The organism is Methylocystis borbori (assembly GCF_036576025.1).
Taxonomy (GTDB): Bacteria; Pseudomonadota; Alphaproteobacteria; order Rhizobiales; family Beijerinckiaceae; genus Methylocystis; species Methylocystis borbori.
Map to the genome: position 1 here is coordinate 21,988 of NZ_JAZHYN010000003.1, position 24,408 is coordinate 46,395.

A 24,408-nucleotide genomic window follows, 5' to 3' on the forward strand; every position below is an offset into this window, starting at 1 on the left:
CGCGCGCGGCGAAGCGCATCTCCAGAGAAACATCGTTCTTTTGCGGCCGGGACGGGTCGCAGGCGACGCAATCCGATTCCTCGGGCAATGGATTATGCCTCAATTCGCTTCCGCGGGCTCAAGGCCACGCGCCATCCGCCGACTCGCGCGGCGAGCCGATCCACATAAAGAAAGACCACGGGCGTCGTGTAAAGGGTCAAAAACTGGCTGACGATCAATCCGCCCATGATCGCGACGCCGAGCGGCTGGCGCATCTCGGCGCCCTCGCCGACGCCAATGGCGAGCGGCGCCGCACCCATGAGCGTGACCAGCGTCGTGATCAGGATCGGTCGAAAACGCAGGGCGCAGGCCTCCGTGATCGCTTCTCTCGCGGCGAGGCCGCGCGCGCGCCTTGCGTCGATGGCGAAATCGACGAGGATGATCGCATTCTTCATGACGACGCCGATGAGCAGCAGAACGCCGATCATCGCGATGATGCTGAGCTCGGTGCCGCACAGGAGCAGCGCAGCGAGCGCGCCGACGCCCGCCGAAGGAAGCGTGGAGAGAATCGTCAGCGGGTGGAAAAAGCTCTCATAGAGCACGCCGAGCACAATATAGACCGTCGCCAATGCGGCGGCGATCATGACGGGCTGATTGGCGAGGGCCTCCCGATATCCCGCGGCGGTTCCGGCGAAAGCGCCCTGGATGGAGACGGGCGCGCCGACGCTGCTCATCGCCTCCCTGATCGCCGCCTCCGCGTCGCCGAGCGATTTGCCCTCGGCGAGATTGAAGGAGATCGTCACGGCCGGGAAATGGCCCTGATGATTGATCTGAATGGGGATACGCCCCACGTTCAGCGAACTGAAGGCGGCGAAGGGGATCATGCGTTCCGCCGCCGCGCCGCCGCCCGCCCCCGCGCCGATGAAAAGCTCCGAGAGCGCGTTCGGCGTGTCGCGGAAGCGCGGCGCGACCTCCATCACCACATGATATTGGTTCAGCGGCTCGTAAATCGTCGAGACCTGTCTTTGGCCGAAGGCGTCATAAAGCGTGTTGTCGATCTGGCTCGCGGTCAGATTGAGCCGCGCGGCGGTTTCGCGGTCCACGACGACGTCGGTGCGCAGACCCTTGTCCCTCTGGTCGGAATCGATGTCGACAAGGACCGGGCTTTTGCGCAAGGCGTCGGTAATGCGCGGCGCCCAGAGCCTCAGTTCGTCGAGATCGTCGGCCTGGAGCGTATATTGAAAGAGCGCGCTGCTCGAACGCCCGCCAATGCGGATGTCCTGGACGGGCGAGAGAAAGACCTGCGCCCCGCTCACCTGCGCGAATTTCGGCCGCAGCCGCGCCGTGATCTGGTCGGCGGAGACGCCGCGCTCGCGCAGCGGCTTCAGCGTGATGAGAAGATCGGCGACATTCACCGAGCCGCCAGGGCCGAAGCTCCCGCCGATCACGCCGGAGGCTGTCTCGATCGCGGAATCATTCTTCAGAATTTGGACGATTTGTTCGAGCTTGGCTTTCATCACCGAGAAAGAGACGCTTTGATCCGCAACGATCGCGCCGCGCATGCGGCCTGAATCCTGGATCGGAAAGAAGCCCTTCGGAATGATGTTGAACAGATGGACGTTCATCCCGATCGTCGCGAGCAGCAAAAGCATCATGGCGCCCGGGCGATTGAGCGCCAGGCCCAGTGTGCCGACATAGCCCCGATGCAGCAGGGCGAAGGCCGCTTCGCTGAGCCGCAGCAGCCAGAATGTCGAATGGCGCGGCGCCTCGCGCAGAAGCTTGGCGCAAAGCATCGGCGTCGCGGTGACGGAAAGGGCCAGCGAGACGAGCGCCGCCACGGACAAGGTCGCCGCGAACTCCCGCATCATGAGCCCGATGATTCCGCCCATGAAATAGATCGGAAGGAAGACTGCGATCAGCGATAAGGTCATCGACAGCACGGTGAAGACGACCTGACGCGCGCCCTCCAGCGCCGCACGCGCGCGCGTGACGCCATTCTCCATCAGGCGCACGACATTTTCGACGACCACAATGGCGTCGTCGACGATGAAGCCCGTCGCGACGGTGAGCGCCATGAGGGAAAGATTGTTGAGGCTGTAGCCGAGGAAATACATGCCGGCGAAGGCGCCCAGAAGCGAAACGGGCACGGAAATGCTCGGAATGAGCGTGGCGCGCGCATCCCTTAAGAAAAGAAAGACGACGCCGACGACAAGGACGACCGTCAGCACAAGCGTCAATTCGATTTCATGCAGGGAGGTTCGGATGGTCAGCGTGCGGTCCTGCACGATCCGCATGTCGGCGTCCGCCGGCAAGGCCGCGGCGAGCGGAGGCATCAGCGCCTTAACGCGTTCGACGAGCTCGATGAGATTGGCGCCAGGCTGGCGAAAAATATTGACCTGCACGCCGACGCGGCCATTGCTGATTCCATAATTGCGCGTGTCCTCGACCGAGTCGATCACCTCGGCCACATCGTGAAGCCTGATCGTCGCGCCGCCGCGATAGCCGACGATCAGCCCGCGATAATCGGCGGCGCGCCGCGACTGATCATTGGCGTAAATCTGAAAGCGCCGTTCGCCCTCCTCGATCGCGCCTTTGGGACCATTGTAATTCGTCGCCGCGATTGCGGCGCGCACGGTCTCCAGCGACAGGCCATATTGCGAGAGGGCGCGCGGATTGATCTCGACCCGGACTCCGGGAAGCGAACTGCCGCCGACGACGACCTGGCCGACGCCTTCGATCTGCGAGAATTTCTGCTGCAGAATGTTGGAGGCGATCTCGAACAACTGACCCTGAGTCAGCCGGTCCGAGGTGAGCGCGATGATGACGACGGGCACTTCCGCCGGATTGGCGGTCCTATAGATCGGATTGTTGCGCAGATTGACGGGGAGATCGGCGCGGGCCGCGGCGATGGCGCCCTGAATGTCGCGTTGCGCGCCATCGATGCTGCGGCCGAGGTCGAACTGCATGGTGACGCGCGCCGACCCGACCGAACTGGAAGAGGTCATTTCGGTGACGCCGGCGATCTGGCCGAGACGCCGCTCCAACGGCATCGCCACCGAGGTGGCCATCGTCTGCGGGCTGCCGCCCGGCATCCCCGCATAGATGGAGATGACCGGATAGTCGATTTCCGGCACGGGCGCCGCCGGAAGCAGGAAGAAGGCGACGAGGCCGCTCAGGCAGACGCCGAGCATCAGCAGGGTCGTCGCCACAGGCCGGGAAATCGCGGCGGCGATCAAATTCATGCCCGGCTCGCCTTCGCTTGGAGACCGGCGGGCGCGGAAGTCTCGGCGGAGAAGCGTTTCGCCAGTCCGTCGAAAGCGAGATAGATGACGGGCGTCGTGAACAGAGTCAGCAACTGGCTGAGGATCAATCCGCCGACGATGCTGACGCCGAGCGGAAATCTGAGCTCCGATCCTTCGCCGCCCCCCAAAATGAGCGGCACGGCGCCAAGCAGCGCAGCGAGCGTCGTCATCAGGATCGGACGAAAGCGCAAAAGGCACGCCTGATAGATCGCCGCGCGCGGCGAGAGCCGCTCGTCGCGCTCGGCCTGCAAGGCGAAGTCGATCATCATGATGGCGTTCTTCTTGACGATGCCGATGAGAAGAATGATGCCGATGACGCCGATGACGCCAAGATCGCTTCGCGAAAGAATCAAGGCGAGCAGCGCGCCAATGCCGGCAGAAGGCAAGGTCGACAGGATGGTGATCGGGTGGATGTAGCTCTCGTAGAGCACGCCGAGAACGATATAGACGGTGACAATGGCGGCGAGGATGAGCAGCGCCGTGCTTGTCGACGAGGCGTTGAACGCCTGCGTCGCGCCCTGAAAGACGGTGATGACGCTTAGGGGCGTCTGCAGCTCGGCCTGGGCGTCGCGGATCGCCGACATCGCCGCGCCAAGGGAATAGCCCGGCGCCAGATTGAACGAAATCGTCGTCGCGGGAAATTGCGCCAGATGGTCGATCGACAAGGGCGCCGCGATTTCCCGCACCGTCACGAGCGAATCCAGCGGCGCCTCCGCGCCGCCCGTCGTCGGCGCCCGCAAGGAGCCGAGCGCGGCGAGACCTGGCGCGCTGCGCGTATCCGCCTCGAGAATGACGCGATGCTGGTTTGCCTGAGTGAAGATCGTCGAGACGATCCTCTGGCCGAAGGCGTCGTAAAGCGTATTGTCGATCGTCGCCACGCTGACGCCATAGCGCGCGGCCGCGTCGCGGTCGATTTCGACATAGAGCGCGCGGCCGAAAGGCTGGGCGCTGCTCGACACGTCGCGAAACGGCGGCATCGCCGAGAGCTGGTCGACGAGCCGCGGCGCGTAGGCGGCGAGCGCCTCGGCGTTCGCGTCCTGCAAGGCGAAATGATATTCGCCGCGCAGGCCGCCCGTATCGATGGTGAGGTCCTGAACCGGCTGCAAGAAGAGGGATACGCCTGCGATGGGCTTCGCGGCGTCCTGCAGACGGCGCAGAACTTCGGAAATCGACCCGTCTCGCTCTTCTCGCGGCTTCAGTTTGATGAGAAGGCGGCCGCTGTTCAGCGTGCGATTCTCGCCGTCGACGCCCAATGTGGAAGAGATCGACTCGACCGCGGGGTCCTGCAACAACAGTTCGGATAAAGTCTCGCGCCGCTTGACCATGGCGCCAAAGGACGAACTCTGTTCGCCGACGAGCGCCCCCTGTATCAGCCCCGTGTCCTGAATCGGAAAGAAGCCCTTGGGGATGACGACATAAAGGAAGATCGTCAGGCCGAGCGTTCCGACGAAGAAGAGCAATGTCGCGCGCGAATGGTTCAGGACGACCGTCAGCATCGCGCCGTAAACGTCTACGATCCGGTCGAACCAGCCGGCGCTTGCGCCATGGGCTTCGCCCGACGCATGCGCGTCGCGAGAAGAAAGAAGCTTCGCGCACAGCATCGGCGCGAGCGTGAGCGAAACGACCGCGGAAATGACGATCGTGACGGCGAGCGTCACGGCGAATTCGCGGAACAGCCGGCCGACGACATCGCCCATGAAGAGAAGCGGAATGAGGACGGCGATAAGCGAAATGGTCAGCGACACGATGGTGAAGCCGATTTCGCGCGCGCCGACCAGCGCGGCGTCGAGCGGCGCAAGCCCCTTCTCCAGATAGCGCGCGATGTTCTCGGTCATGACGATGGCGTCGTCGACGACGAAGCCGGTCGCGATCGTCAGGGCCATCAGCGTGAGATTGTTGAGACTGTATCCCAATAGATACATGGCGGCGAAGGCGCCGACGAGCGAGACCGGAACGGAAACGCTCGGAATGATCGTGGCGCGAACATTGTTGAGGAAGAGATAGATGACGGCGACGACCAGGACGACGGCGAGCAGCAGTTCGAACTGCACGTCCTCGATGGAAGCTCTGATCGTCGTCGTGCGGTCGGTGAGAATAGCGACGTCGACGGTCGCGGGCAGCGACGCCTGGAGCGAGGGCAGCAAGGCCTTGATCTGATCGACGACGGCGATCACATTCGCGCCGGGCTGGCGCTGCACGCTGACGATGATCGCGGGCTCGAGATTTCTCCAGGCGCCCAAGTCGCGGTTTTCCGCGCCGTCGACGACCTTCGCCACGTCGCGCAGCCGAACGGGGCCGCCATTGCGATTGGCGATGATGAGCTGGTCATAGTCGCGCGCGCTTTTCAGCTGATCATTGGCGTCGATGGCGAATTCCTGCGTGCGGCCGTCAATGTTGCCTTTCGGCAGATTGACGTTGGCGTTCGAAATCGCCGCGCGCAGGTCTTCGAGCGACATGCCGAGCGAGGCGAGAGTGGCGACATTGGCGCGCACGACGACGGCCGGCCGGTTGCCGCCGCTGACGGTGACGAGGCCGACGCCCGTGAGCTGCGATATTTTTTGCGCGATCCGCGAATCCGCAAGCTGCTGCACCTCGGTCAACGGCAGCGTCTTCGAGGCGAGCGCGAGCGTGATGACCGGGGCGTCCGCCGGATTGATCTTGGCGTAGATGGGCGGAGCCGGCAGATCGGTCGGCAGAAAGCTCGCGGCGGCGTTGATCGCCGCCTGCACCTGCTGCTCGGCGACGTCGAGAGTCAATTTGAGGCCGAACTGGAGCGTAATGATCGACGCGCCGCCCGAGCTCGTCGAAGCGATCTGCGTCAGTCCGGGCATCTGGCCGAGCTGGCGCTCGAGCGGCGCGGTGATCGAAGACGCCATCACTTCCGGGCTCGCGCCCGGATAGAACGTGCGGACCTCTATTGTCGGAAAGTCGACTTGCGGCAGGGCCGAAACCGGAAGCAGCCTATAGGCGATCGCGCCGGCGAGAAGAATGGCCGCCATCAACAGCGTGGTTGCGACCGGCCGCAGAATGAAAGGACGCGAAACGTCTATCGCGCTCATGAGGCGCCGTTCTTCGCGGCGGAACGTCGGCCGCGCGGCTCCTGATCTTGCGGCTCCTTGGTCGGAAAGCTCACCGCCATGCCGTCGCGGAGCTTGTCGGAGCCTTCGACGACGACGCGCTCTCCCGGCGTCACGCCGTTCTCAACGACGACGCGATCGCCGCCCGCGGGACCAAGCTTCACGGGGCGCATTGAGACGGTCGAATCCGGCCGAATGAGGTAAACATAGGGCCCTTGTGCGCCCTGCTGAATGGCGGCGGCCGGCGCGAGCGCGACGCCGTGCAGGGTTTCGACGAGCAGTTCGGCGTTGACGAATTGGTTCGGGTAAAGACTCTCGTCATTATTGTCGAACTCCGCGCGCAGCTTCACCGTGCCCGAAGATGAATCGATCTGATTGTCGATGGCGACGAGGCGGCCGCGCGCGAGTTCGACGGCGCGTTCGTGATCGAAGGCGACGACCGTGAGCTTTTCGCCCGCGCGGAATTTCTTCAGGACTGACGGCAGCCGGTTCTCGGGCAGAGTGAAGATCACCGTTATCGGCGACAATTGCATCACGACGGCGATGCCGCTGGCGTCGTTTGCCTGAACATAATTGCCGCGATCGACCTGACGCAGGCCGATACGGCCGTCGATCGGAGAGACGATTCGGCAATAGTCGAGATTGAGACGCGCCTGATCGACAAGCGCGCGATCGATCGCCGCCGTTCCCTTATATTGACTGATGAGCGAGCGCTGGGCGTCGATCTGCTGTTCGGAGATCACGCCCTTCATTTTCTTGGCGAGGGACTCGTAGCGGATGAGGTCGCGTTCGGCGTTGGCGAGCAGCGCGACGTCCTTTTGCAGTTGCCCTTCCGCCTGGGCGAGCGCCAGTTCATAAGGCCGCGGATCGACTTGGGCGAGCGTGTCGCCGAACTTCACATTCTGCGCTTCGGTGAATTTGACGTCGACCAGCTTGCCGGAAATCTGCGTCTTCACCACGGCGGTCGCGAAGGGCGTCACGGTGCCGAGCCCGGTCAATACGACCGGAAACTCTCCCGTCGCGATCTCCGCCATGGCGACGCGCGCGGCAAGGCCCCTGCCCGCGCCCCTGCCCGGCCCTCCCGCGCCCGACTGCGCGACGAAGGCCGAATAGGCGTAGGACAGTCCCGCGCCGATCGCCGAGAGAGCCAGAGCGCCAATGATGCAGCGACGGAGGGAAAGCAGCTCCCGGAAAGCTCTCGGCCGCGGATGGGAGGTCGCGGCGACATCGGGATTCATTGCGGAGGGCCTTCCTCAATTGCTGCGTCGGCGGCAAGGTTTTGGAGATATAACTCTAGTTTAATGATCGGGAAATAGCAAGAACCGCCCGAGCCGCCGCCGAGCGAAAAGACATGCGCCACAACGAGAAAGCGCGGCTAGCTCGACGGTTTTTTATGGTGAAAGTCACGCGAGTGTCATCTGCGCGGCGCAAGCGACCCGCTTGTCTTCCTTTCTAATCTAGTCGATATATATGAGACAGGCGTCAAAATGGATTGGTCGAGCAGGGAGGCGGCGTATGCGAAGAAAACGGATCGTCATTGGCGCGCTGGGAATGGCGCTCGCGACGAGCATGGCGCTCTGCGGCGTCTCGCGATCCGATACGGCGGGGCGCCGCATCGGCGTCGCGGCCTTCAGCGACTGGCGCGCGGACGATCCCGGACTTTGGCGAAAGATCGCGCCGCAGGATTTGCCGCGTCCCCTGGCGAGCGAGCCCAAGGCGTCCCGCTCCGAGGTCGTGGCGCGGCCGGACGGAATCCTTCCCAAGACGCTCGCGGGTTTTGCGATCGAAACATTCGCGACCGGGCTCAACGGACCGCGGGTCATTCGCGTCGCGCCCAATGGCGATATTTTCGTCACTGAGAGCCCGGCCGGGCGCGTGCGCGTCTTTCGTCTTTCCGAGGGGACGATCAAGCCAGAGGCGAGCGAGATTTTCGCGGGCGATCTGGAGCGGCCTTATGGGCTCGCCTTCTATCCGCCGGGGCCCGACCCGCAATATCTCTATGTCGGCACGGTGTCGAAAGTGCTGCGCTTTCCCTATAAGAAGGGCGATCTGAAAGCCACCGGGCCGGCGGAAGTCGTCGCCGCCTTGCCGGGCGACGGCGGCCATTGGACGCGCGATCTCGCCTTCTCTTCCGACGGCAAGACGCTCTTTGTCGCCGTTGGCTCGAAGACCAATGTCGCGGACGGGCATGCGCGCCCCTCGCCCGCGGAGATCGCGGAGCTCGAGGCGAAGAACGGCGTCGGCGCGGCCTTCGGGCCGGAACGCGATCGTGCGGACGTCCTCGCTTTCAATCCAGACGGCGGCGACAAGCGCGTCTTCGCCAGGGGCATTCGCAATTGCTCGGGTCTGCGGCTGCGGCCAAAGGGCGAGGAGCTATGGTGCGTCGTCAATGAGCGCGACATGCTCGGCGACGATCTGCCGCCGGACTACGCCACGCGGGTGAAGCCGGACGGCTTTTACGGCTGGCCCTGGTATTATATCGGCGCCAATCCTGATCCCCGTCACGCCGGCGCGCGTCCCGATCTCGCCGACAAGGTGACGATTCCCGACGTTCTGTTCCAGCCGCATTCGGCGCCGCTCGGCATCGCCTTCTATGAGAGCGAACAGTTTCCGGCGGAGTTCAAGGGCGACGCTTTCGTCGCGCTGCATGGCTCCTGGAATCGCGGAACGCGAACGGGCTACAAGGTCGTTCGCTTGAAGTTCAAGGACGGCCAACCGACCGGCGAATATCAGGATTTCCTCACCGGCTTCGTGCTCGACGACGCGAAAGTCTGGGGCCGGCCCGTCGACGTGGCGGTCGCGCCCGACGGCTCGCTGCTTGTGAGCGAAGACGGCAATGGAACGATCTGGCGCGTCTCCTATCCGGCGAAGTGAGCGAAGCGCGAAATTGGCGCATCGCCGCTATTCGCGGCGAGCGGCCTTCGCCTCATTGGAGCGAGCGCCGAAAAAATTGACGGACTTGTTCGATCAGAGGATTCCCTCTGACCGGAACGCGCGCTGGCGCCATCCGTCAGACCGCGTCTTTCGCTCCCCGACCTTTGTCGAGGAAGGCGCGCAGACGTTCGCGCGCCTCATCCGTCGATCGCCGGAGCGCCAGGCTATGCGCCGCCTCGCGCAATAGCTCGTCGTCGACGGGCCGGCCCTGGCAGCGCTCCAGAAAGTCCTTGGCGTCCGCCTGCGCGCCCGCCGCGCCGCCGAGCAATCCCTCGACGATCAGGGCCCGCGCCGCATTCAACTGGCCCTTGGGCCTGACCTGGTGAACGAGGCCCATTCCAAGCGCCGCTTCCGCGAAAATCGACTCTCCCGAAAGCGTCAGCCGCCGCGTTTGACGCATGCCGATCGCACGGATGAGAAAGGGCGCGATCATCGCCGGCGTGACGCCGAGCCGCACTTCACTGAGAGAGAAATAGGCGTCGTCCCCCGCCAGGACGATGTCGCAACAGGCGATGAGCCCGACGCCGGCGCCGAAAACCCCGCCATGCGCGACGGCGAGCGTGGGTTTCGACAGCCTGTCCAGGCGGAGCAGCATCGCCGCGAGCGCGAAGGCGTCTTCTTCGTTCTCGTAAAGCGTCTTTTGGGCGCCGCGCACCATCCAGTCGATGTCCGCACCGGCGCAAAAATTCTCACCGGCGCCTTCGAGCGTCAGGAGCCGCACGTCGTTCCGCTCGCCCAGACGTTGCAGAGCCTCATGAAGCGCAGCCACAAGTTCGCCGTCGAAAGCGTTGCGCTTTTCGGGGCGGTTGAGCCTTAACGTCGCGACGCCGCGCGGATCGACCGATTCAAGCAGCACGGGCATGTCGGCCTCACATGGAATTAATCCAGAAAAGATTGTTCGATCGGCGCATCATGCGCGATCAGCAAGCGAGTCCGATCCCGCGGCGCATGTCAAGCGGCTTTGGATATGAGATCAATCTGCGGCGGGCTTCGCGCGGGCGACGCGGGTCACGCCCGCGCCGTCGAGCTCTCGATCAGCCTCTCGCGCGTCTCCCGCTCGTAATCGGCGAGTTCAGGGCTGATCGCCACCTCCAAATGCGCCTGACACCCCTCGAGTCTTCGTAACTCGGCCGGCAACGTTGCAAGCGCCTGCGCCGCATAAGCGCAAATTTGCGAGAGTTCGAATGTTTCCGACGCGACGCGGCGGCCAGAGAGCATGACCGGTCGCAACAGGGCGACGCCCGGAAGATTCTCGCCATGACGGGCGATGACGTCCCGCATCGCCACGCCGTCCTGGAACTCGCGAAAAACCTGTTTGCGGCCCGGAAGCGATTTCTTGCCGGTCGAGAGCTTCATGCGCCCGACGCCCGCATATTCCGTGAGCTTATAGGCGATGTCGAGGACAGGCGCGTCGCTCGACGCCGCCATCTCCGTCCCGACGCCGAACATATCGATCGGCGCGCCGCGGGACGTCAGATCGTCAATCTTGGTTTCTTCAAGCCCGCCGCTTGCAACGATCCGCACATCACTCAAACCCGCTTCATCGAGGACTTTGCGCGCTTGCCGCGACAGGCTGTCGAGATCGCCGGAATCGAGCCGGATGGCGCGGACCTTGAAGTCGCGCCCGCGCTCTTTCGCAAGCGCCACGACCTTCTTCACGCCTTCGATCGTATCGTAGGTGTCGACAAGCAGAATCGTCTCGGGAAATACGGAGGCGAAAGAGCGAAAGGCCTCCATTTCGGAGAGCGAGGCCTCGACGAAACTATGCGCCATGGTTCCGGCGACGGGCAGTCCATAGGCGAATCCCGCCGCCATATTTGAGGTCGAGGCGACGCCGGCGATAAAGAAGGCGCGCGCGCCCTTTGTCGCCGCGTCGAGTCCCTGCGCGCGCCTCGCTCCGAAATCGGACACCAGGGCGCCGCGCGCCGCGACAACCACGCGCGCGGCTTTCGAGGCCAAGGTCGTTTGCAGGCCGATCTGATTGATAATGAGAGTCTCGAGAAGCTGCGCCTCGCCGAGGGGCGCGACGACTTCGATAATGGGTTCGTTTGGAAAGAAAGGCTCGCCCTCGCGCATCGCATAAATGTCGCCGGAAAATCGAAATCCTTCGAGCCAGTCGAGAAATGGCCGCGGAAAGATTTGCAATGACGCAAGATAGTCGATCTGCTCCGCCTCGAAGCGGAACCGCTCGATTTCGTCGAGAAGATCCGCCAGACCGCATGCGATCAAAAAATTGCGCCGCGCTGGAAAATTACGAACGAAGAGGCTGAATGTCGCCTGCTCGGACATGCCCAGTTCGAAATAGGCGCGGAGCATCGTGAATTCATAAAGGTCCGCGAAGAGGGCGTTGGAGGACACGATGGCGGGCCTCGCGTTCAGGATTTATCTTCGCCATCCTCGACGATGACGCCCGCATGGCGCAAGTCCTCCACGGCCTCCCGGCCTTTCTCCAACGTTATGGGGCGCGTGCCGGAAAGCCGCACATGCGTTTCGAAGCCGGCGGCGACCGCATCGAGCGCGCTCTCGCGCACGCAATATTCTTGCGTCAGCCCGACGATCAACACGCGACGCACTCCAACGCTACGCAGCCGATCCGCGAACCCTTCAACGGCGAACGCCGAATACTGGTCCTGTTCGAGCGCCATTCCCTTGCTGACGAGGATCGCGTTTTCCGGCAGACGCAGATCGTCGTGAAAGCGCGCGCCCGCGCTGTTCTGCACGCAATGCGGCGGCCAGGGTCCGCCCTTTTCATGAAAGCTCGCATGTCCGGGCGGATGCCAGTCGCGCACGGCGACGACACAGGCGTCCGCCGCGACCGCTTCTTCAATCAGCTCGTTGGCTAGGGGAACGATCTTGTCGCCGTCAGGGACTGGTAGAGCGCCGCCGGGACAAAAGTCGCGCTGCAAATCCACGACAAGGAGGGCGTCGCCAGCTCGCAGGCGCATCGCTCCGCTGGCCATGATTCCCCCTTCCGTTCGCGAAATCACATTGACCGGCCCTCGCCCGGGCGCAGTGTCTTTTGTGTCGCAATCGCTTTATGTAGCGTCGCCCTTGCTCCCGGCGCAAGCAAGCTGCGCCTTAATGCGAAGGCCGGTCGTCGCGGGCGGAACAGCCGACGCGAGCTATATGGCGAGGCTCAGGCGTCAGGAAGGCGCTGGAATCTTATGAAGGATCGAAATAGTCGATTTTTCCCTTCGGATCCCTATTGGGACAAGGAATCTCTTTAAAGATCACCTCGGCAAGAGCCTTGATGCCCACATTCGTGCGTAGCGACAATCGATTCGGATCGGTGGTCCAGCTCTGATAGGTCACGATGCCGCGCGTAATGCTGATCACCGTATATTTTTCGGAGTTCTTTTCGCCGCCCTTGCTCCTGTAGCATTTGCCGGGCTGAATATCCTCTTCCTTGATCGGCATGTCGTTCATCCATATTGCGGCGCGATGCGCGCCCGACGTGCAAAATCAGGACCAGAATCGATGGCGCTTTCCTCGCGCGTCGACGCCCGCATGGCCGCGCCTTATAGATCAATGCCCTATGCGCTGACGAAATCGAGGCGCATCAAGGTTCTCGCATCCAAAGCGACTTCCATCGCGCCGAAAATTTCCTCAAGCTGGGCGAGGCTCGTGACGCTGACGATCGGCGCCGTGACGCCCGGTTGGGCGAGGAGCCAGGCGATGGCGACCTGCGCCGGCGTCGCGTTCAATCGGAGCGCGGCGCCGTCGAGTTCGCGCAGAATATCGAGGCTGCGGTCGTCGAGAATGCGGGCGACGACCGCGCCGCGCGTCGCGCCGATTGTGTCGGCCAGGGAGCGATATTTGCCGGTAAGGAAGCCCGCTTCGAGCGGGCGGAAGGGAATGACGCCCAAATCTTCCCTAAGGCAGAGATCGCGCAAACCGCCTTCGTAAAAGCCGCGGGTGACGAGATTATAATGCGGCTGCAGGCAAGAATAGAGCGGCAGCCCCTGCGCGCGGGCGATCGCCAGCGCCTCAGCGAGACGCGGCGCCGAATAATTCGACGCGCCGATCGCGCGAACCTTGCCGCTCTCGATGAGGCGCGCGAAAGCCGCGAGCGTCTCTTCCAGAGGGACCGCCGTATCGTCGAAATGCGCTTGATAGAGATCGATCCGGTCGGTCTTGAGCCGGCGCAGCGAATCGTCGGCCGAGCGGATGATATGCGCCGCGGAAAGGCCCCTGCCCACATTCGGCATGTCGCCGCCCAGCTTTGTCGCGATCAATACCCGATCGCGCTTGCAGCTCGCCTTAAGCCAATCGCCGATGATCGTTTCGGACTCGCCGCCGCTGTGGCCGGGAACCCAAGTCGAATAAGTATCCGCCGTGTCGATGAGCGAGAAGCCGCGATCGACGAAAGCGTCGAGAATGGCGCAGGAGGTCGGCGCGTCGACCGTCCAGCCAAAGACGTGGCAGCCGAGCGCAAGAGGCGCGCAGCTCAGTCCCGATCCGCCGAGTCTGCGATGTCGCATGGAAAGGCCGACGACGCGTTAAAAGCTATTCAAATCCTCGGGCGCGATGCGCACGCGCATCCCGTCGAGGCTCGCATCGAATTTGATCTGGCAGGAGAGCCGCGAAGTCGCGTCGCGATGGCTGGCCGTCGCCAGCATGCGGCTTTCGCCTGGGCCCATGTGCTCGATTCTGGCGCCCTCGGGCAAAAAGACATAGACATGGCACGTCGCGCAGGCGCAACTGCCGCCGCATTGCGCGACCAGCTCCTCGACGCCGGCGCGCCGAATGAGCTTCATCAGCGTGACGCCGTCCTTGCCTTTGATTTCCTTTTGATCCCCGCTTCGGGTTTCCAGCGTAAAGCTCGCCATATGTCCTCATATCGCCCAAACGCGCCGCGAGACGTATCGATTCATCCCGGTTGAGGATCGAAGGCGAATTTCAGCGACGCGAGACCGGGGTAAACGGGATGCCCGCTTGTCGCACCGCCCTCGCGCGCGATGAAAGCCGTCGCCAGTCCCCCGGATTTTGCGGCGTCCAGCTCTTCCTCATTGCTCGCGATGACAAGGATCGAACCGCAGGGCAGGTCCAGGCGTTCGGCGATGACGGAATAGGAGGCTGGCTCGATCTTCTGGCCAATCGACGTATCGAGAAAATCCTCGAATAGCGGCGTGAGGTCGCCGAAGGCGTTATAGCGGAAGAGAAGCCTCTGCGCCAAAGCGGAAGCCGACGAATAGCCGAAGAGACGCAGACCCGAGGAGGTCCAAGCTTTGAGGCTGTCGGCGACGTCGGGATAAAGCTCCCCAGTGGTGGCGCCGGACTCGAAAGCGTCTTGCCAGATACGGCCCTGAATGGTCTTCAGCGGCGTCGCCTTGCGGTCCTGCTTCATCCAGCGCAGCAGGAGCGCTTCCGCTTCTGCGAGCTTGAGATCGAAGCCGCCCATGAGACGCCCGGTTTCCTCCAGCGCCTCCTCGATCTCTTCGTCCTCGGCATGCTCCGCGATATAGGCGCCAAGCCGCTCGCGCGCGATGGGCGCGAGCGTCTGCGCCATGAAAGACATGGGCGCCGCGGCGCCTTCCACGTCCAAAAGGATGGCGCGGACAGATTCGATCGTCATGCGCCTCTCGCAAGCATCATTTATGCCGTATCGAATTGCTCGAGCGTCGCGAGCAGCCCGGCCTCGTCCCATGCCGGCAGCGAGCAGGTTTCGCCAGCGCAAACGAAGGCCGCCGCGTCCTTATCGCCGATGGACTGCAAGCGCGCCGCGCCGACGGCGGACGGCGCCTCGGCGCCCTCCATATCCACGACGATACGATCGATGAAGGGCGCGCGCAGCGCGGCCTCATACAAATCCTGCCGCCTCAAACCCACTGTCACGATCGTCTTGGCGCGCAGGCGCGAGTCGAGCGCATTGAGCGTCGCGAGATGGCCGAAAAAATTCGCGCGCATTGAAGGGCCGAGCGCCGCGAACATGGCGTCGGCGCGCTGTCGCCATTGGTCGTCGCCGCTCAGCGCCGCCAGCCGAACCAGCGCCGAGAGATAGACGGGGTGGGCGTTGGGAATGGCGTCGTCGGCCGTCGGCGCAAGCTGCATGATCACATCCGCCGCGTCGTTCGCGGCCATGCGAAGAAGGCCGGTCTGCGGGTCGAGATGATAGGCTTCGAGCGCCTCCGCCCAGGCGATGGCGTCGGCGAGATAGTCTCCGCCGGAAACGGCGACGCCGCGCCAATTGCGCGCCTCGTGCAGCGCGAGCGCCGCGCGGATCATCGCGGCGTGATCGAGCGCCATGCCGGGACTGACGAGAACGTCGGCGCGCCAGCTATGCGCGAGGCGCCGCCGGCCCTGCGCGTCGCCATACTGCATGGTCGAGACGATGAAATCATAGGCGCGCGCCGCCATCTCGATCCACGCCGGCTCGCCAAGCGCCGTCGCCGCATTGGCAAGAGCGGCGATCATCAGCCCGTTCCAATCCGCCATGATCTTGTCGTCGCGGCCCGGATGAACGCGGCCTTCACGCGCGAGGAACAGTCTTTCCCGCAAGGTCGCGAGCTGCGCTTCTTCTTCCGGCGTCGCGGGCGGACTCAAAAGACGATTGAGGATCGTCGCCATTTCGCCGCGCGATTCGTCATGCCAATTGCCGGCGGGCGACGCGTCATAGAATTTGCCAAAGAAAGCCGCGTCCGCTTCGCCAAGACAGGCGACGAGTTCGTCATAGGTCCAGACATAGAAGCGCCCTTCGGCGCCTTCGCTGTCGGCGTCGAGGCTGGCGCAAAAGGCGCCGCTCGAATACGTCATTTCCCGTCGCAGCCAGCCGACTGTCTCAGTCGCCCGTCGCCAGAAAAGATCGTCGCCGAATTGGCGATAGCACAAAGCGAGGACTTCGAGAATCTCGGCGTTGTCGTAAAGCATTTTCTCGAAATGCGGCGCAAGCCAGCGGTCGTCCGTGGAATAGCGCGCGTAGCCGCCGCCCAGATGATCGTAGATGCCGCCATTGGACATTTTGGTCAGCGTCAGCCTGACGAGATCGCGAAAGACCGGCGTCTTACCATTCGCGCCGGCGCGCCAAAGAAATTCGAACACTTGCGTATTGGGAAATTTCGGCGCGCCCCGCAGTCCGCCGTCCTCCGCGTCGATCACTTTCACGATCTGCGACGCGAAATTGAACAATTGCGCCGGCCCCAGCGCGACGGCCCCCTCGCCCGCTTCCGCTTTGACCGATTGTTCGAGCCGTTCGCGCACCGCCTTGGTGTTTTGCGCGATGGCGTCAGGCTCGGCGCGAAATGCTTCGGAAACGCGCTTCAAAACGGAGACGAAAGCGGGCCGACCATATTGGTCGCTCTTGGGGAAATAGGTTCCGCCCCAGAAAGCTTCGCCTTCCGGCGTCAGAAACATGGTCAGGGGCCAGCCGCCCCTTTGTCCCAGCGCCTGCAAGGCGGTCATATAGAGATGGTCGATGTCCGGCCTCTCTTCGCGATCGACTTTGATATTCACGAAGAGTTCGTTCATGACCGCGGCGGTCTCAGGGTCTTCGAAGCTCTCATGCGCCATCACATGACACCAGTGGCAGGCCGCATAGCCGACGGAAAGCAGAATGGGCTTATGCGCCGCGCGCGCTTCTTCGAGCGCCTGCGGCGTCCACATCCGCCAATGCACCGGATTATGGGCGTGCTGCAGCAGATAGGGGCTGGCGGCCCGATGAAGCTCATTGCCCGACATGGATTTGTCCCTTCGCAGGGGAGATAGCGCGCCGGCCCTGTTGCAAAATGGCCGCCAGCCGCGACGAAAGCGAGCCTGCGCGATTTCTTTATCTTAAAAAGGCGACGCGAATCGCTGCGCGATGAGGGCGTAATCGATTGGATTAATGAAAGCTTTCGAGTCCGCGCCCTTCTCGATGCGCGCTCTGCTGAGTGGCGGCCTAGCCCCACAAACATCTCTAAATTAACATCGCAAATGAACCTCTCATTGGACGCCGATTATTTCTCCGGAAGCCGATCGATTAAAACATGAGTCGCCGAAAAGAACTTCTCAAACATGCGTCCAAAAGCGCGAGGGGCATAGAAATAGGCCCCTATTTTTCGCCCATCGCCTCGAAGCGCGACGGCTATAATTGCCTCTATCTCGACGTGTTTGACACGGAAACCATCAAGCGTCGCGCCGCGTTGGACCCCTTTCTCACGCCGGAGCAGGTCACGCGCGTCGAAGACGTCGATCTCGTCGGCAACGCCTTGCATATCGACGAACTATGCCGCGAGGCGGGAGAGATCGAGCCATTCGACTACATCATTTCGGCAAATAATTTCGAACATCTCCCCAACCCGATTAAATTTCTACAGGCTTGCGGACGCGCGCTCAAAAAGGGCGGCGTTCTTTCCATTGTCGTTCCGGATAAAAGCGGATGCGTCGATTTCTACAGGCCCCGCACCAGTCTGACGGCCTGGATCGAAGCGTTTTTCGCGCAAGCGGAGCGCCCGACCCACGCGCAGATATTCGAGCAGCTCGGCATGAGCGCGAGAAGCATCGGCGACATAGAGCCCTCCGCCTCCTTCAGCTTTGTCGCCGAACGGAAATTACGGGAAGCCTTCGAAGATTGGGCAAGAAGCCGAAACGCCAATGACGCATCCTATGTCGACGTTCATTGCTCCGCGTTCACGCCAGGCAGCTTCAGGCTTCTTTTGACGGACGCTTTTTTTCTGGGTCTGTCGCCCTTCATCGTCGAGGAAGTGACGGCGGATATGGTTCAAGGAGGATTTTTCGCGCATCTGCGCCTGGCGGGCTACGAAACCTTCTCTGAGGAGGAGACAGCCGCGCATTACGCCCATCGCCAGGAAATCCTCCAGCAGGTCATCGAGGACGAGGCGAAAGTCCTCGAGAGCGAACGCATCAGCCAGATCTTCGAAAGCATGTCCAGGCGCTACGGCCGATCCCATGGAGGCGGCGTCCTTGCGATGGCGGGCGCGCTCGGCTTGTTGCTACGCAGGCGTGACGTGAAGCTCGTCAAGCCTTATCTCGCCGTCAAAACATCCGCCCTTTTCGATCCGGCTTTCTATGCGCGCTCCGTCGGAGGCGGCGCCGCGCATTATCTCCTGCATGGCGCGAAAGAGGGCCTCGATCCGGGTCCCTTTTTCTCGACGACCGGATATTTGCGACAAAACCCGGACGTCGCGCAGACAGGGATGAACCCTCTCGCCCATTACGAACTTTACGGTCGCAAAGAGGGCCGTAAGCTCGCTTTGCGATAGCGCGGACACCGGGTTTCCTCGTCAATTAAGGCTTAAGCTCGAACAGCCCTTCGTCGAGCGGCTCGGACGCGTCCTTGCCGGACGATCCCACAGCCTGCGCCCGGACATGATGGTCGGCGGCGAGCACGAGATAGACGGCTGGCAGGACGAACAGCGTGAAGAGCGTGCCGATCGAGAGTCCAGAAGCGATGACAAGGCCCATATTGTAGCGCGAGGCGGCGCCGGCGCCGCTCGCCGTGATGAGCGGCAGCACGCCGAGCACCATGGCGGCGGTGGTCATCAGAATCGGGCGCAGTCGAATGGAGGTCGCCTCCAGAATCGCCTCGCGCTTCGACTTGCCCGCAAGTTGCAGCTCATTGGCGAATTCGACGATCAAGATGCCGTGCTTGCTGATAAGGCCCATCAGCGTCACGAGGCCTACCTGCGTATAGATGTTGATGCTCGCGTCGCCAAAGCCGAGCATGATGAACATCAGAGCGCCGGCGATCGACATGGGCACGGAGACGAGAATGATCAGCGGATCGCGAAAGCTCTCGAATTGCGCCGCGAGCGCCAGAAAAATGATGATCAGCGCGAAGCCGAAAGTGACCGCAAAACCGCTCGACTCTTGCACGAATTGCCGCGAGGGACCGGCATAGTCGATCGTATAGGTTGGCGGCAGCACCTTATGCGCGACCTCTTTCAGCGTGTCGAGCGCTTCGCCGGCGATGATGCCTGGAGCGGCCACGCCCGAAATCGTCACCGAATTGATCTGCTGGAAGTGATTGAGCGACTCGGGAACGATCGTGGTCTCGAGCTTCGCGACGGTCGAAAGCGGCACCAAGGAGCCGTCCGCCGTCTTGATGTAGTAATTCAGAATCTGATCGGGATTCAGGCGAAACTGTTGGGCGACCTGCGGAATGACCTTATACGAGCGGCCGGCCAGCCCGAAATATTGCGTATAGCCGCCGCTCAATGCGGTGGTGAGCGCGCCGCCGACATCGATCATCCTGAGGCCGAGCTGCGCCGTCTTTTCGCGGTCGATGACAACGGACAGCTGCGGCTGGTCGATCTTGAGATCGGTGTCGAGGAACATGAACTTTCCGGTCGCCAAAGCTTTCGACAAGAATTCGCGGGAGATGGCGTCCATCTTGTCGAACGGGTCGGTGCTCTGAAAGACGAATTGAATGGGCAGACCCATCGAGCCTGGAAGCGGCGGCGGCTGGAAGGCGACGAAGCGCACGCCGGGGACGGCGCTCAGCTCCTGCTGGAGCGTACGCTGCAACGCCTCGGCCCCGAGCTTGCGCTCGTCCGCAGGCTTCAGCACCATGCCGTTCAGATTCATCGCCGCCGAATTGATCTGAAACACGCTGTCCGTCTCAGGGTGCTTGGCGATGATTTTATAGGCCTGATCGGCGTAATAGAGTTTTTGCTGGAGAGTGGCGTTCGGCGCCGGCGTCGCCTGCGCCAGAATAATGCCCTGGTCCTCGTTGGGCGCGAGTTCGCTCTTGGCGTTGGAATAGAGCCAATAGATGCTCGCCAGCACCAAACCGCCGAAGACGAGCGTGACCGGGACAAAATTGAGCGAGGAGTCCAACAGGCCGTGATAGCGGTCCCTGACGGCGTCCATCCTGGCGTCGATGAAGCCGACGATGCGGGATTCGAGCGTCTTCTTGCTTAGATCCGGGGGCTTGAGCGCCAGGGCGCAGCTCACCGGCGACAAAGTGAGCGCGATGATCCCCGACACGGTTACCGCTGACGCTAGCGTAAAAGCGAATTCGACGAAGAGCGCGCCGGTGAGGCCGCCCTGGAAGCCGATCGGCACATAGACGGCGATCAGCACGATCGTCATGGCGACGATCGGTCCGGCGAGTTCGCGCGCCGCCAGCAGCGCGGCGTTGAAAGGCGTCAGGCCTTCGCCAAGATGTCGGTTGACGTTTTCGACGACGATGATCGCGTCGTCGACCACCAGCCCGATCGCCAAGACGAGCGCCAGCAGCGTCAGCAGATTGATCGAAAAGCCGAGCGCGAAGAGAAAGGTCAGAGAGCCGATCAGCGAAAGGGGGATCGCCACGATCGGGATCAACACCGATCGCCACGATCCCAGAAAGGCGAAGACGACCGCGGTGACGATGAGGACCGCTTCGATCAGCGTGTGAATCACCTCGTCGATGGAGCTGTTCACGAAATTCGTCGTATCGTAGACGATCTCGCTGTTCAGTCCCTCGGGCAGTGCTTTGACAATGTCGGGGTAAACGTCTTTGACGCCTTTGACGACATCGAGCAGATTCGCGCTCGGCGCCACCAGAATGCCGATATAGACCGCCTGCTTGCCGTTGAACGACACCGAGGATTCATAGTCGTCCGCGCCGAGCGTGACATTGGCGACGTCCCTCAGCTTCACATTGGCGCCGTTCACCTGCTTGACGACGAGATCGCGAAACTCTTCGAGCGAGTGAAGCGAGGTCGCCGCCGAAAGATTGACCTGCACCCATTGGCCCTTGGTCGAACCGAGGCCGGCGATATAGTCATTGCCCTGCAGAGAGGCGGCGACTTCGGCCGCCGTGAGCCCATAGGCGGCGAGCTTGACCGGATCGAGCCAGGCCCTGAGCGCGAATGTCTTGCCGCCGATGAGCTCCGCCGTCTGCACGCCCGGCACGGATTGCAGGCGCGGCTGCACGACGCGGATGAGATAATCCGTCACCTGGCTCGGCGTCAGCATGTCGCTCTTGAAGCCGATATACATGGCGTCGGTCGTCTGGCCGATCTTGACGGTGATGACGGGACGCTGCACGGCCTGCGGCAATTGGTTGAGCACGGAATCGACCTTGGTGCTGATCTCCGTCAGCGCCTTGCCGGAATCGTAATTGAGCCGCAGATTAGCGGTGATCGTGCTCACGCCGATCTGGCTCGTCGAAGTGAGATAGTCGATGCCGTTCGCCTGCGCGATGGCGTTTTCGAGCGGGGTCGTGACGAAGCCGGCGACGGTCGCGGGGTCGGCGCCGAAATAGTATGTCATCACCGTGACGACGGCGTTTTGCGTGCGCGGGTATTGCAGCACGGGCAAGGTCGTCAGCGATCTTAAGCCGAGCACGAGGATCAGGAGGCTCACCACGGAGGCGAGCACCGGGCGACGCACGAAAATGTCAGTGAAACGCATCAGCGAAGTCTCCGTTCACTGATCTACGGGCTTGGGATTGGCGTCGACGGGCGGCTGCGGACTTTCCGAAATGGCGAGCGGCGCGCCGTTTCGCAGCTTGACCTGTCCCGCCGTCACCACCGTTGCGCCTTCGGGCACGCCTTCGAGCACCGCCACCTCATCGCCGCGCGTCTCCCCGAGGCGAACAAAGGCCTGATGCGCGACGAGGCCGGAGCCTTGCGGCGCTTTCTTATCGGCGCTCTCCTCGGCTTTTTGCGCAAGGAACACCGAATTGCCGAAAGGCGCATAGACGATCGCCGTTTGCGGCAGCGTGATCAGGCGCTGGGGCTTGCCGGTCGCGATCTCGACCGAGGCGAACATGCCGGGCCGCAGCTTGCGATCGGCATTGGCGAGGCTCGCGCGTATTTGCACATTGCGGCTTGCGAGATCGACCTTGGAGCTGATCGCGTCGATCTTGCCGGTAAAGCTCTGGTCGGGAAAGGCGTCGACCTTAGCGGTAATCGTCTGGCCGACCGTGACGCCATTCAAGGCCTGCTGGGGCAGCACAAAGTCGAGAAAGATCGGATCGAGCGCCTGCAAGGTCACGATCAGCGTTCCCGCGCCGATATATTGGCCGATATCGATCTGGCGGATGCCGAGCCTTCCGGCGAAGGGCGCAAGCAATGTTTTCTGCGCAATCACCGCCTCCTGCTGCACGACCTGGGCGTTGGCGCTTCTCAGATTTGCGACGTCGGTGTCCACGCTCGCCTGGCTCGCGGCGTGGATTTTGAGCTGCGCCTGATCGCGGCGCAGGTTGATGGCGTTGAGCTCCGCCGTGGCTTTCAACGATTCGAGCCTGGCGTTGTCCGTATCCTTGCGCAGCTCGAGGAGAATCTTCCCCGCCTCGACGTCCTGCCCCGATTGGAAGTAAATCTTCTCCACGATGCCCGAGGTTTCGAGCGAGAGGTCCGCGCCATTGACGGCGCGGAAGGTGCCGATAGCGGAAAGCTTCGGAAGCCATTCCTGATAGACCGCCGTGGTCACCGAAACGGTCTGCGGCGGATTGGCCATGGAGGCGAGGAACTGCCCGATCATCATCGAGCGGAAACTGACGAAGCCGTAAAGGCCTCCGAATACGACGGCGACGCTCGCCAGCATGATCATCATCGGCTTGAACATCGATCCGAGACGGTCTTGCAAAAGCGTCTTAACCGGCAAAAGCGTCTTAACGGGCATTGGTGCGTTCCTCATGCTCCGCGCGTATAGCCGCCGCGATCGGCATGGTCGAAATGAGGTCGGTGGGTTTGGGCAGCGACGCTGGCGTCTCGTCGAGGCGGTTCCACCAGCCGCCGCCGAGCGCCTGCATGAGCGCCGCCGTATCGGAAAAGCGCGCAGCCTGCGCCTGGACGCGATTGAGACGGGCGCTGAGCAAGGTCTGTTCGGCGTTGAGCACCGTCGTATAGGTCGTGGAGCCGGCGGCGTATTGGGCTTCCGAAATGTCCAAGCTCTCGGCCGCGGCCTTTTCCGCCGCCACCTGCGAACGCAACGTCTCGGCGTCATGCTTGATCGCCTGCAAGGCGTTGGCGACGTTCTGGAAGGCGCTAATCACGGTCGCGCGATATTGCGCTTCCGCCTGTTCGAGCGCGGCGAGCTTCGCCTCGCGCTGGTGGAACAATCTGCCGGCGTCGAACGCCTGGCCGGCGAGCTGCGTCGCAAGATTGTAGACCGATGTCTGCGGCCAGAACAATTGCGAGAAATTTCCCGCCTGGCTGCCGCCGTTGCCCGTCAGCGTGAGCTGCGGCAGCATATTGGCCGTGGCGACGCCGACATTGGCGCTCGCCTGATGCAATTGCGTTTCCGCCGAAAGAACGTCGGGACGCTGGCGCACCAGATTGGACGGCAGGCTGAGCGGCAGATCGCGCGGCAGATGCAGATGCTCTATGTCGATCGCCTCTCCCTTGTCGTCGTTGGGAAAGCGGCCGAGATAGGCCATGAGCTGATTGCGCGTCTGCGCCCGCGCCTTTTCGAGCGGCGGCAGCGTCGCTTGCGCCTGGGCGACCAACGCCTTCTCCGAGACCACGTCGGCTGCGCTCACGGCGCCGAGCTCGAAGCGCTTCTCCAATATGTCGAGTTGCTTCTGATAGGCCGCGATGAGATCGCGCGTGACCTTGATCTGCGACGCATAGGAGGAATCGGTGATCGCCGCCGTCACGACATTGGCGGTCAGCGCGAGATAGGTCGCCTCGAGCTGGAAGCGCTGATATTCGGCGCCCGCGAAATCGCTCTCGACCGTGCGCGTCGTCTTGCCGAAGACGTCGGGCGTGAACGACACGGCGACATTCGAATTATGGAGCGTATAAAGCAGCGCCGTCGGCCCGCTCGCTGCGCTGCTTTGCGCGAAGCCGCCGAATTGCGCCGTCGTTATCTGCTGGCGCGCGACGCTCTGAGTCAGAGTGGATTGCGGAAAGAAGGAAGCCACATCGGCTTCCGTCGTTTCCCGCGCCTGGCGCAGCGCCGCTTCGGCGGCGGCGATGTTTGGATGGTTTTCCAGCGCCTCGGTCACGAGCGCAGAAATCTGCTTCGAGCGGAACAGCCGCCACCAGTCGCCCGGCACGTCGCGCCCGGAGACGAGCCGCTGCGATGCGCCGGCGGCGGCGGCGGCGGATTGCGTGACCGGCGAAAATTTGCCGGACGTATAGCCCGCGCCCTCGGGCGTCGGAGGTCCGAGAAAGTCGGGGCCCACCGCGCATCCTGGCAGCGACAAGGCCCCTAGGATCGCGGCCGCCGCCGCGAGGCGAAGA

16 protein-coding genes are annotated in these 24,408 nt (G+C 62.8%); 2 read left to right on the top strand and 14 right to left on the bottom strand.

The genetic code is table 11. From position 1 onward, the window contains the following. Window positions 1-92 precede the first annotated feature (92 nt). From V3H18_RS01625 to V3H18_RS01635, 3 genes are read right to left on the bottom strand one after another with little or no spacing between them, the layout of a single operon-like run. On the bottom strand, window positions 93-3,221 hold the full coding sequence (locus tag V3H18_RS01625) for an efflux RND transporter permease subunit (protein WP_332080134.1): 3,129 nt from the start codon (window positions 3,219-3,221) through the stop codon (window positions 93-95). Continuing rightward, window positions 3,218-6,340 carry a multidrug efflux RND transporter permease subunit gene (locus tag V3H18_RS01630; RefSeq protein ID WP_332080135.1) on the bottom strand — a complete coding sequence of 1,041 codons (3,123 nt, stop codon included), beginning with the start codon at window positions 6,338-6,340 and terminating at the stop codon, window positions 3,218-3,220. The genes V3H18_RS01625 and V3H18_RS01630 overlap by 4 nt, the downstream gene beginning before the upstream one ends. Continuing rightward, window positions 6,337-7,596 (bottom strand): efflux RND transporter periplasmic adaptor subunit, encoded by a 1,260-nt coding sequence (locus V3H18_RS01635; protein ID WP_332080136.1) that lies wholly within the window; start codon window positions 7,594-7,596, stop codon window positions 6,337-6,339. The genes V3H18_RS01630 and V3H18_RS01635 overlap by 4 nt, the downstream gene beginning before the upstream one ends. Before the next feature lie 277 nt (window positions 7,597-7,873). On the opposite strand from V3H18_RS01635, the gene V3H18_RS01640 reads away from it, so the two are divergent. Next, window positions 7,874-9,232, top strand: coding sequence for a PQQ-dependent sugar dehydrogenase (locus V3H18_RS01640; RefSeq protein ID WP_332080137.1), 1,359 nt, complete (start codon window positions 7,874-7,876; stop codon window positions 9,230-9,232). Window positions 9,233-9,368: 136 nt separating this feature from the next. On the opposite strand, the gene V3H18_RS01645 is transcribed toward V3H18_RS01640, so the two are convergent. The 8 genes from V3H18_RS01645 to V3H18_RS01680 all read right to left on the bottom strand — a co-directional run bounded on the left by V3H18_RS01645 (window position 9,369) and on the right by V3H18_RS01680 (window position 16,966). Beyond that, window positions 9,369-10,154, bottom strand: coding sequence for an enoyl-CoA hydratase-related protein (locus tag V3H18_RS01645; RefSeq protein WP_332080138.1), 786 nt, complete (start codon window positions 10,152-10,154; stop codon window positions 9,369-9,371). Window positions 10,155-10,300: 146 nt separating this feature from the next. Further along, window positions 10,301-11,650 carry a nicotinate phosphoribosyltransferase gene (locus V3H18_RS01650; protein WP_332080139.1) on the bottom strand — a complete coding sequence of 450 codons (1,350 nt, stop codon included), beginning with the start codon at window positions 11,648-11,650 and terminating at the stop codon, window positions 10,301-10,303. A 17-nt stretch (window positions 11,651-11,667) separates the two neighbouring features. After that, the gene (locus V3H18_RS01655; protein ID WP_332080140.1) at window positions 11,668-12,252 is read right to left on the bottom strand and encodes an isochorismatase family protein; all 585 of its coding nucleotides are present in this window, start codon (window positions 12,250-12,252) and stop codon (window positions 11,668-11,670) included. Window positions 12,253-12,454: 202 nt separating this feature from the next. Further along, entirely contained in the window at window positions 12,455-12,709 is a 255-nt protein-coding gene (locus tag V3H18_RS01660; RefSeq protein ID WP_332080141.1) for a hypothetical protein, read from the bottom strand. A 116-nt stretch (window positions 12,710-12,825) separates the two neighbouring features. Then, on the bottom strand, window positions 12,826-13,773 hold the full coding sequence (locus V3H18_RS01665; RefSeq protein ID WP_332080142.1) for an aldo/keto reductase: 948 nt from the start codon (window positions 13,771-13,773) through the stop codon (window positions 12,826-12,828). An 18-nt stretch (window positions 13,774-13,791) separates the two neighbouring features. After that, window positions 13,792-14,121 carry a 2Fe-2S iron-sulfur cluster-binding protein gene (locus V3H18_RS01670; RefSeq protein WP_332080143.1) on the bottom strand — a complete coding sequence of 110 codons (330 nt, stop codon included), beginning with the start codon at window positions 14,119-14,121 and terminating at the stop codon, window positions 13,792-13,794. A gap of 41 nt (window positions 14,122-14,162) precedes the next feature. Then, complete coding sequence (gene mtnC, locus V3H18_RS01675) at window positions 14,163-14,867, bottom strand: acireductone synthase (RefSeq protein ID WP_332080144.1); 705 nt, start codon at window positions 14,865-14,867, stop codon at window positions 14,163-14,165. A gap of 20 nt (window positions 14,868-14,887) precedes the next feature. Beyond that, window positions 14,888-16,966 (bottom strand): thioredoxin domain-containing protein, encoded by a 2,079-nt coding sequence (locus V3H18_RS01680; protein ID WP_332080145.1) that lies wholly within the window; start codon window positions 16,964-16,966, stop codon window positions 14,888-14,890. A 287-nt stretch (window positions 16,967-17,253) separates the two neighbouring features. On the opposite strand from V3H18_RS01680, the gene V3H18_RS01685 reads away from it, so the two are divergent. Beyond that, entirely contained in the window at window positions 17,254-18,489 is a 1,236-nt protein-coding gene (locus V3H18_RS01685; RefSeq protein ID WP_332080146.1) for a class I SAM-dependent methyltransferase, read from the top strand. Window positions 18,490-18,514: 25 nt separating this feature from the next. Here V3H18_RS01685 and V3H18_RS01690 read toward each other — a convergent pair whose 3' ends face one another. From V3H18_RS01690 to V3H18_RS01700, 3 genes are read right to left on the bottom strand one after another with little or no spacing between them, the layout of a single operon-like run. Further along, window positions 18,515-21,628, bottom strand: a complete 3,114-nt coding sequence (locus V3H18_RS01690; RefSeq protein WP_332080147.1) for an efflux RND transporter permease subunit — start codon at window positions 21,626-21,628, stop codon at window positions 18,515-18,517. Between the two features lie 15 nt (window positions 21,629-21,643). Next, window positions 21,644-22,786, bottom strand: coding sequence for an efflux RND transporter periplasmic adaptor subunit (locus V3H18_RS01695; protein ID WP_332080214.1), 1,143 nt, complete (start codon window positions 22,784-22,786; stop codon window positions 21,644-21,646). A gap of 46 nt (window positions 22,787-22,832) precedes the next feature. Then, window positions 22,833-24,383 carry an efflux transporter outer membrane subunit gene (locus V3H18_RS01700; RefSeq protein WP_332080215.1) on the bottom strand — a complete coding sequence of 517 codons (1,551 nt, stop codon included), beginning with the start codon at window positions 24,381-24,383 and terminating at the stop codon, window positions 22,833-22,835. Window positions 24,384-24,408 lie beyond the last annotated feature (25 nt).

Excerpts from the sequence above, each read along its gene's own strand:
- V3H18_RS01640 (WP_332080137.1), top strand. The coding sequence starts at position 7,874 with ATGCGAAGAAAACGGATCGTCATTGGCGCGCTGGGAATGGCGCTCGCG.
- V3H18_RS01670 (WP_332080143.1), bottom strand. The coding sequence starts at position 14,121 with ATGGCGAGCTTTACGCTGGAAACCCGAAGCGGGGATCAAAAGGAAATC.
- V3H18_RS01625 (WP_332080134.1), bottom strand. The coding sequence starts at position 3,221 with ATGAATTTGATCGCCGCCGCGATTTCCCGGCCTGTGGCGACGACCCTG.
- V3H18_RS01695 (WP_332080214.1), bottom strand. The coding sequence starts at position 22,786 with ATGTTCAAGCCGATGATGATCATGCTGGCGAGCGTCGCCGTCGTATTC.
- V3H18_RS01690 (WP_332080147.1), bottom strand. The coding sequence starts at position 21,628 with ATGCGTTTCACTGACATTTTCGTGCGTCGCCCGGTGCTCGCCTCCGTG.
- V3H18_RS01680 (WP_332080145.1), bottom strand. The coding sequence starts at position 16,966 with ATGTCGGGCAATGAGCTTCATCGGGCCGCCAGCCCCTATCTGCTGCAG.
- V3H18_RS01635 (WP_332080136.1), bottom strand. The coding sequence starts at position 7,596 with ATGAATCCCGATGTCGCCGCGACCTCCCATCCGCGGCCGAGAGCTTTC.
- V3H18_RS01630 (WP_332080135.1), bottom strand. The coding sequence starts at position 6,340 with ATGAGCGCGATAGACGTTTCGCGTCCTTTCATTCTGCGGCCGGTCGCA.
- V3H18_RS01660 (WP_332080141.1), bottom strand. The coding sequence starts at position 12,709 with ATGCCGATCAAGGAAGAGGATATTCAGCCCGGCAAATGCTACAGGAGC.
- V3H18_RS01685 (WP_332080146.1), top strand. The coding sequence starts at position 17,254 with ATGAGTCGCCGAAAAGAACTTCTCAAACATGCGTCCAAAAGCGCGAGG.
- V3H18_RS01665 (WP_332080142.1), bottom strand. The coding sequence starts at position 13,773 with ATGCGACATCGCAGACTCGGCGGATCGGGACTGAGCTGCGCGCCTCTT.
- mtnC (WP_332080144.1), bottom strand. The coding sequence starts at position 14,867 with ATGACGATCGAATCTGTCCGCGCCATCCTTTTGGACGTGGAAGGCGCC.
- V3H18_RS01645 (WP_332080138.1), bottom strand. The coding sequence starts at position 10,154 with ATGCCCGTGCTGCTTGAATCGGTCGATCCGCGCGGCGTCGCGACGTTA.
- V3H18_RS01655 (WP_332080140.1), bottom strand. The coding sequence starts at position 12,252 with ATGGCCAGCGGAGCGATGCGCCTGCGAGCTGGCGACGCCCTCCTTGTC.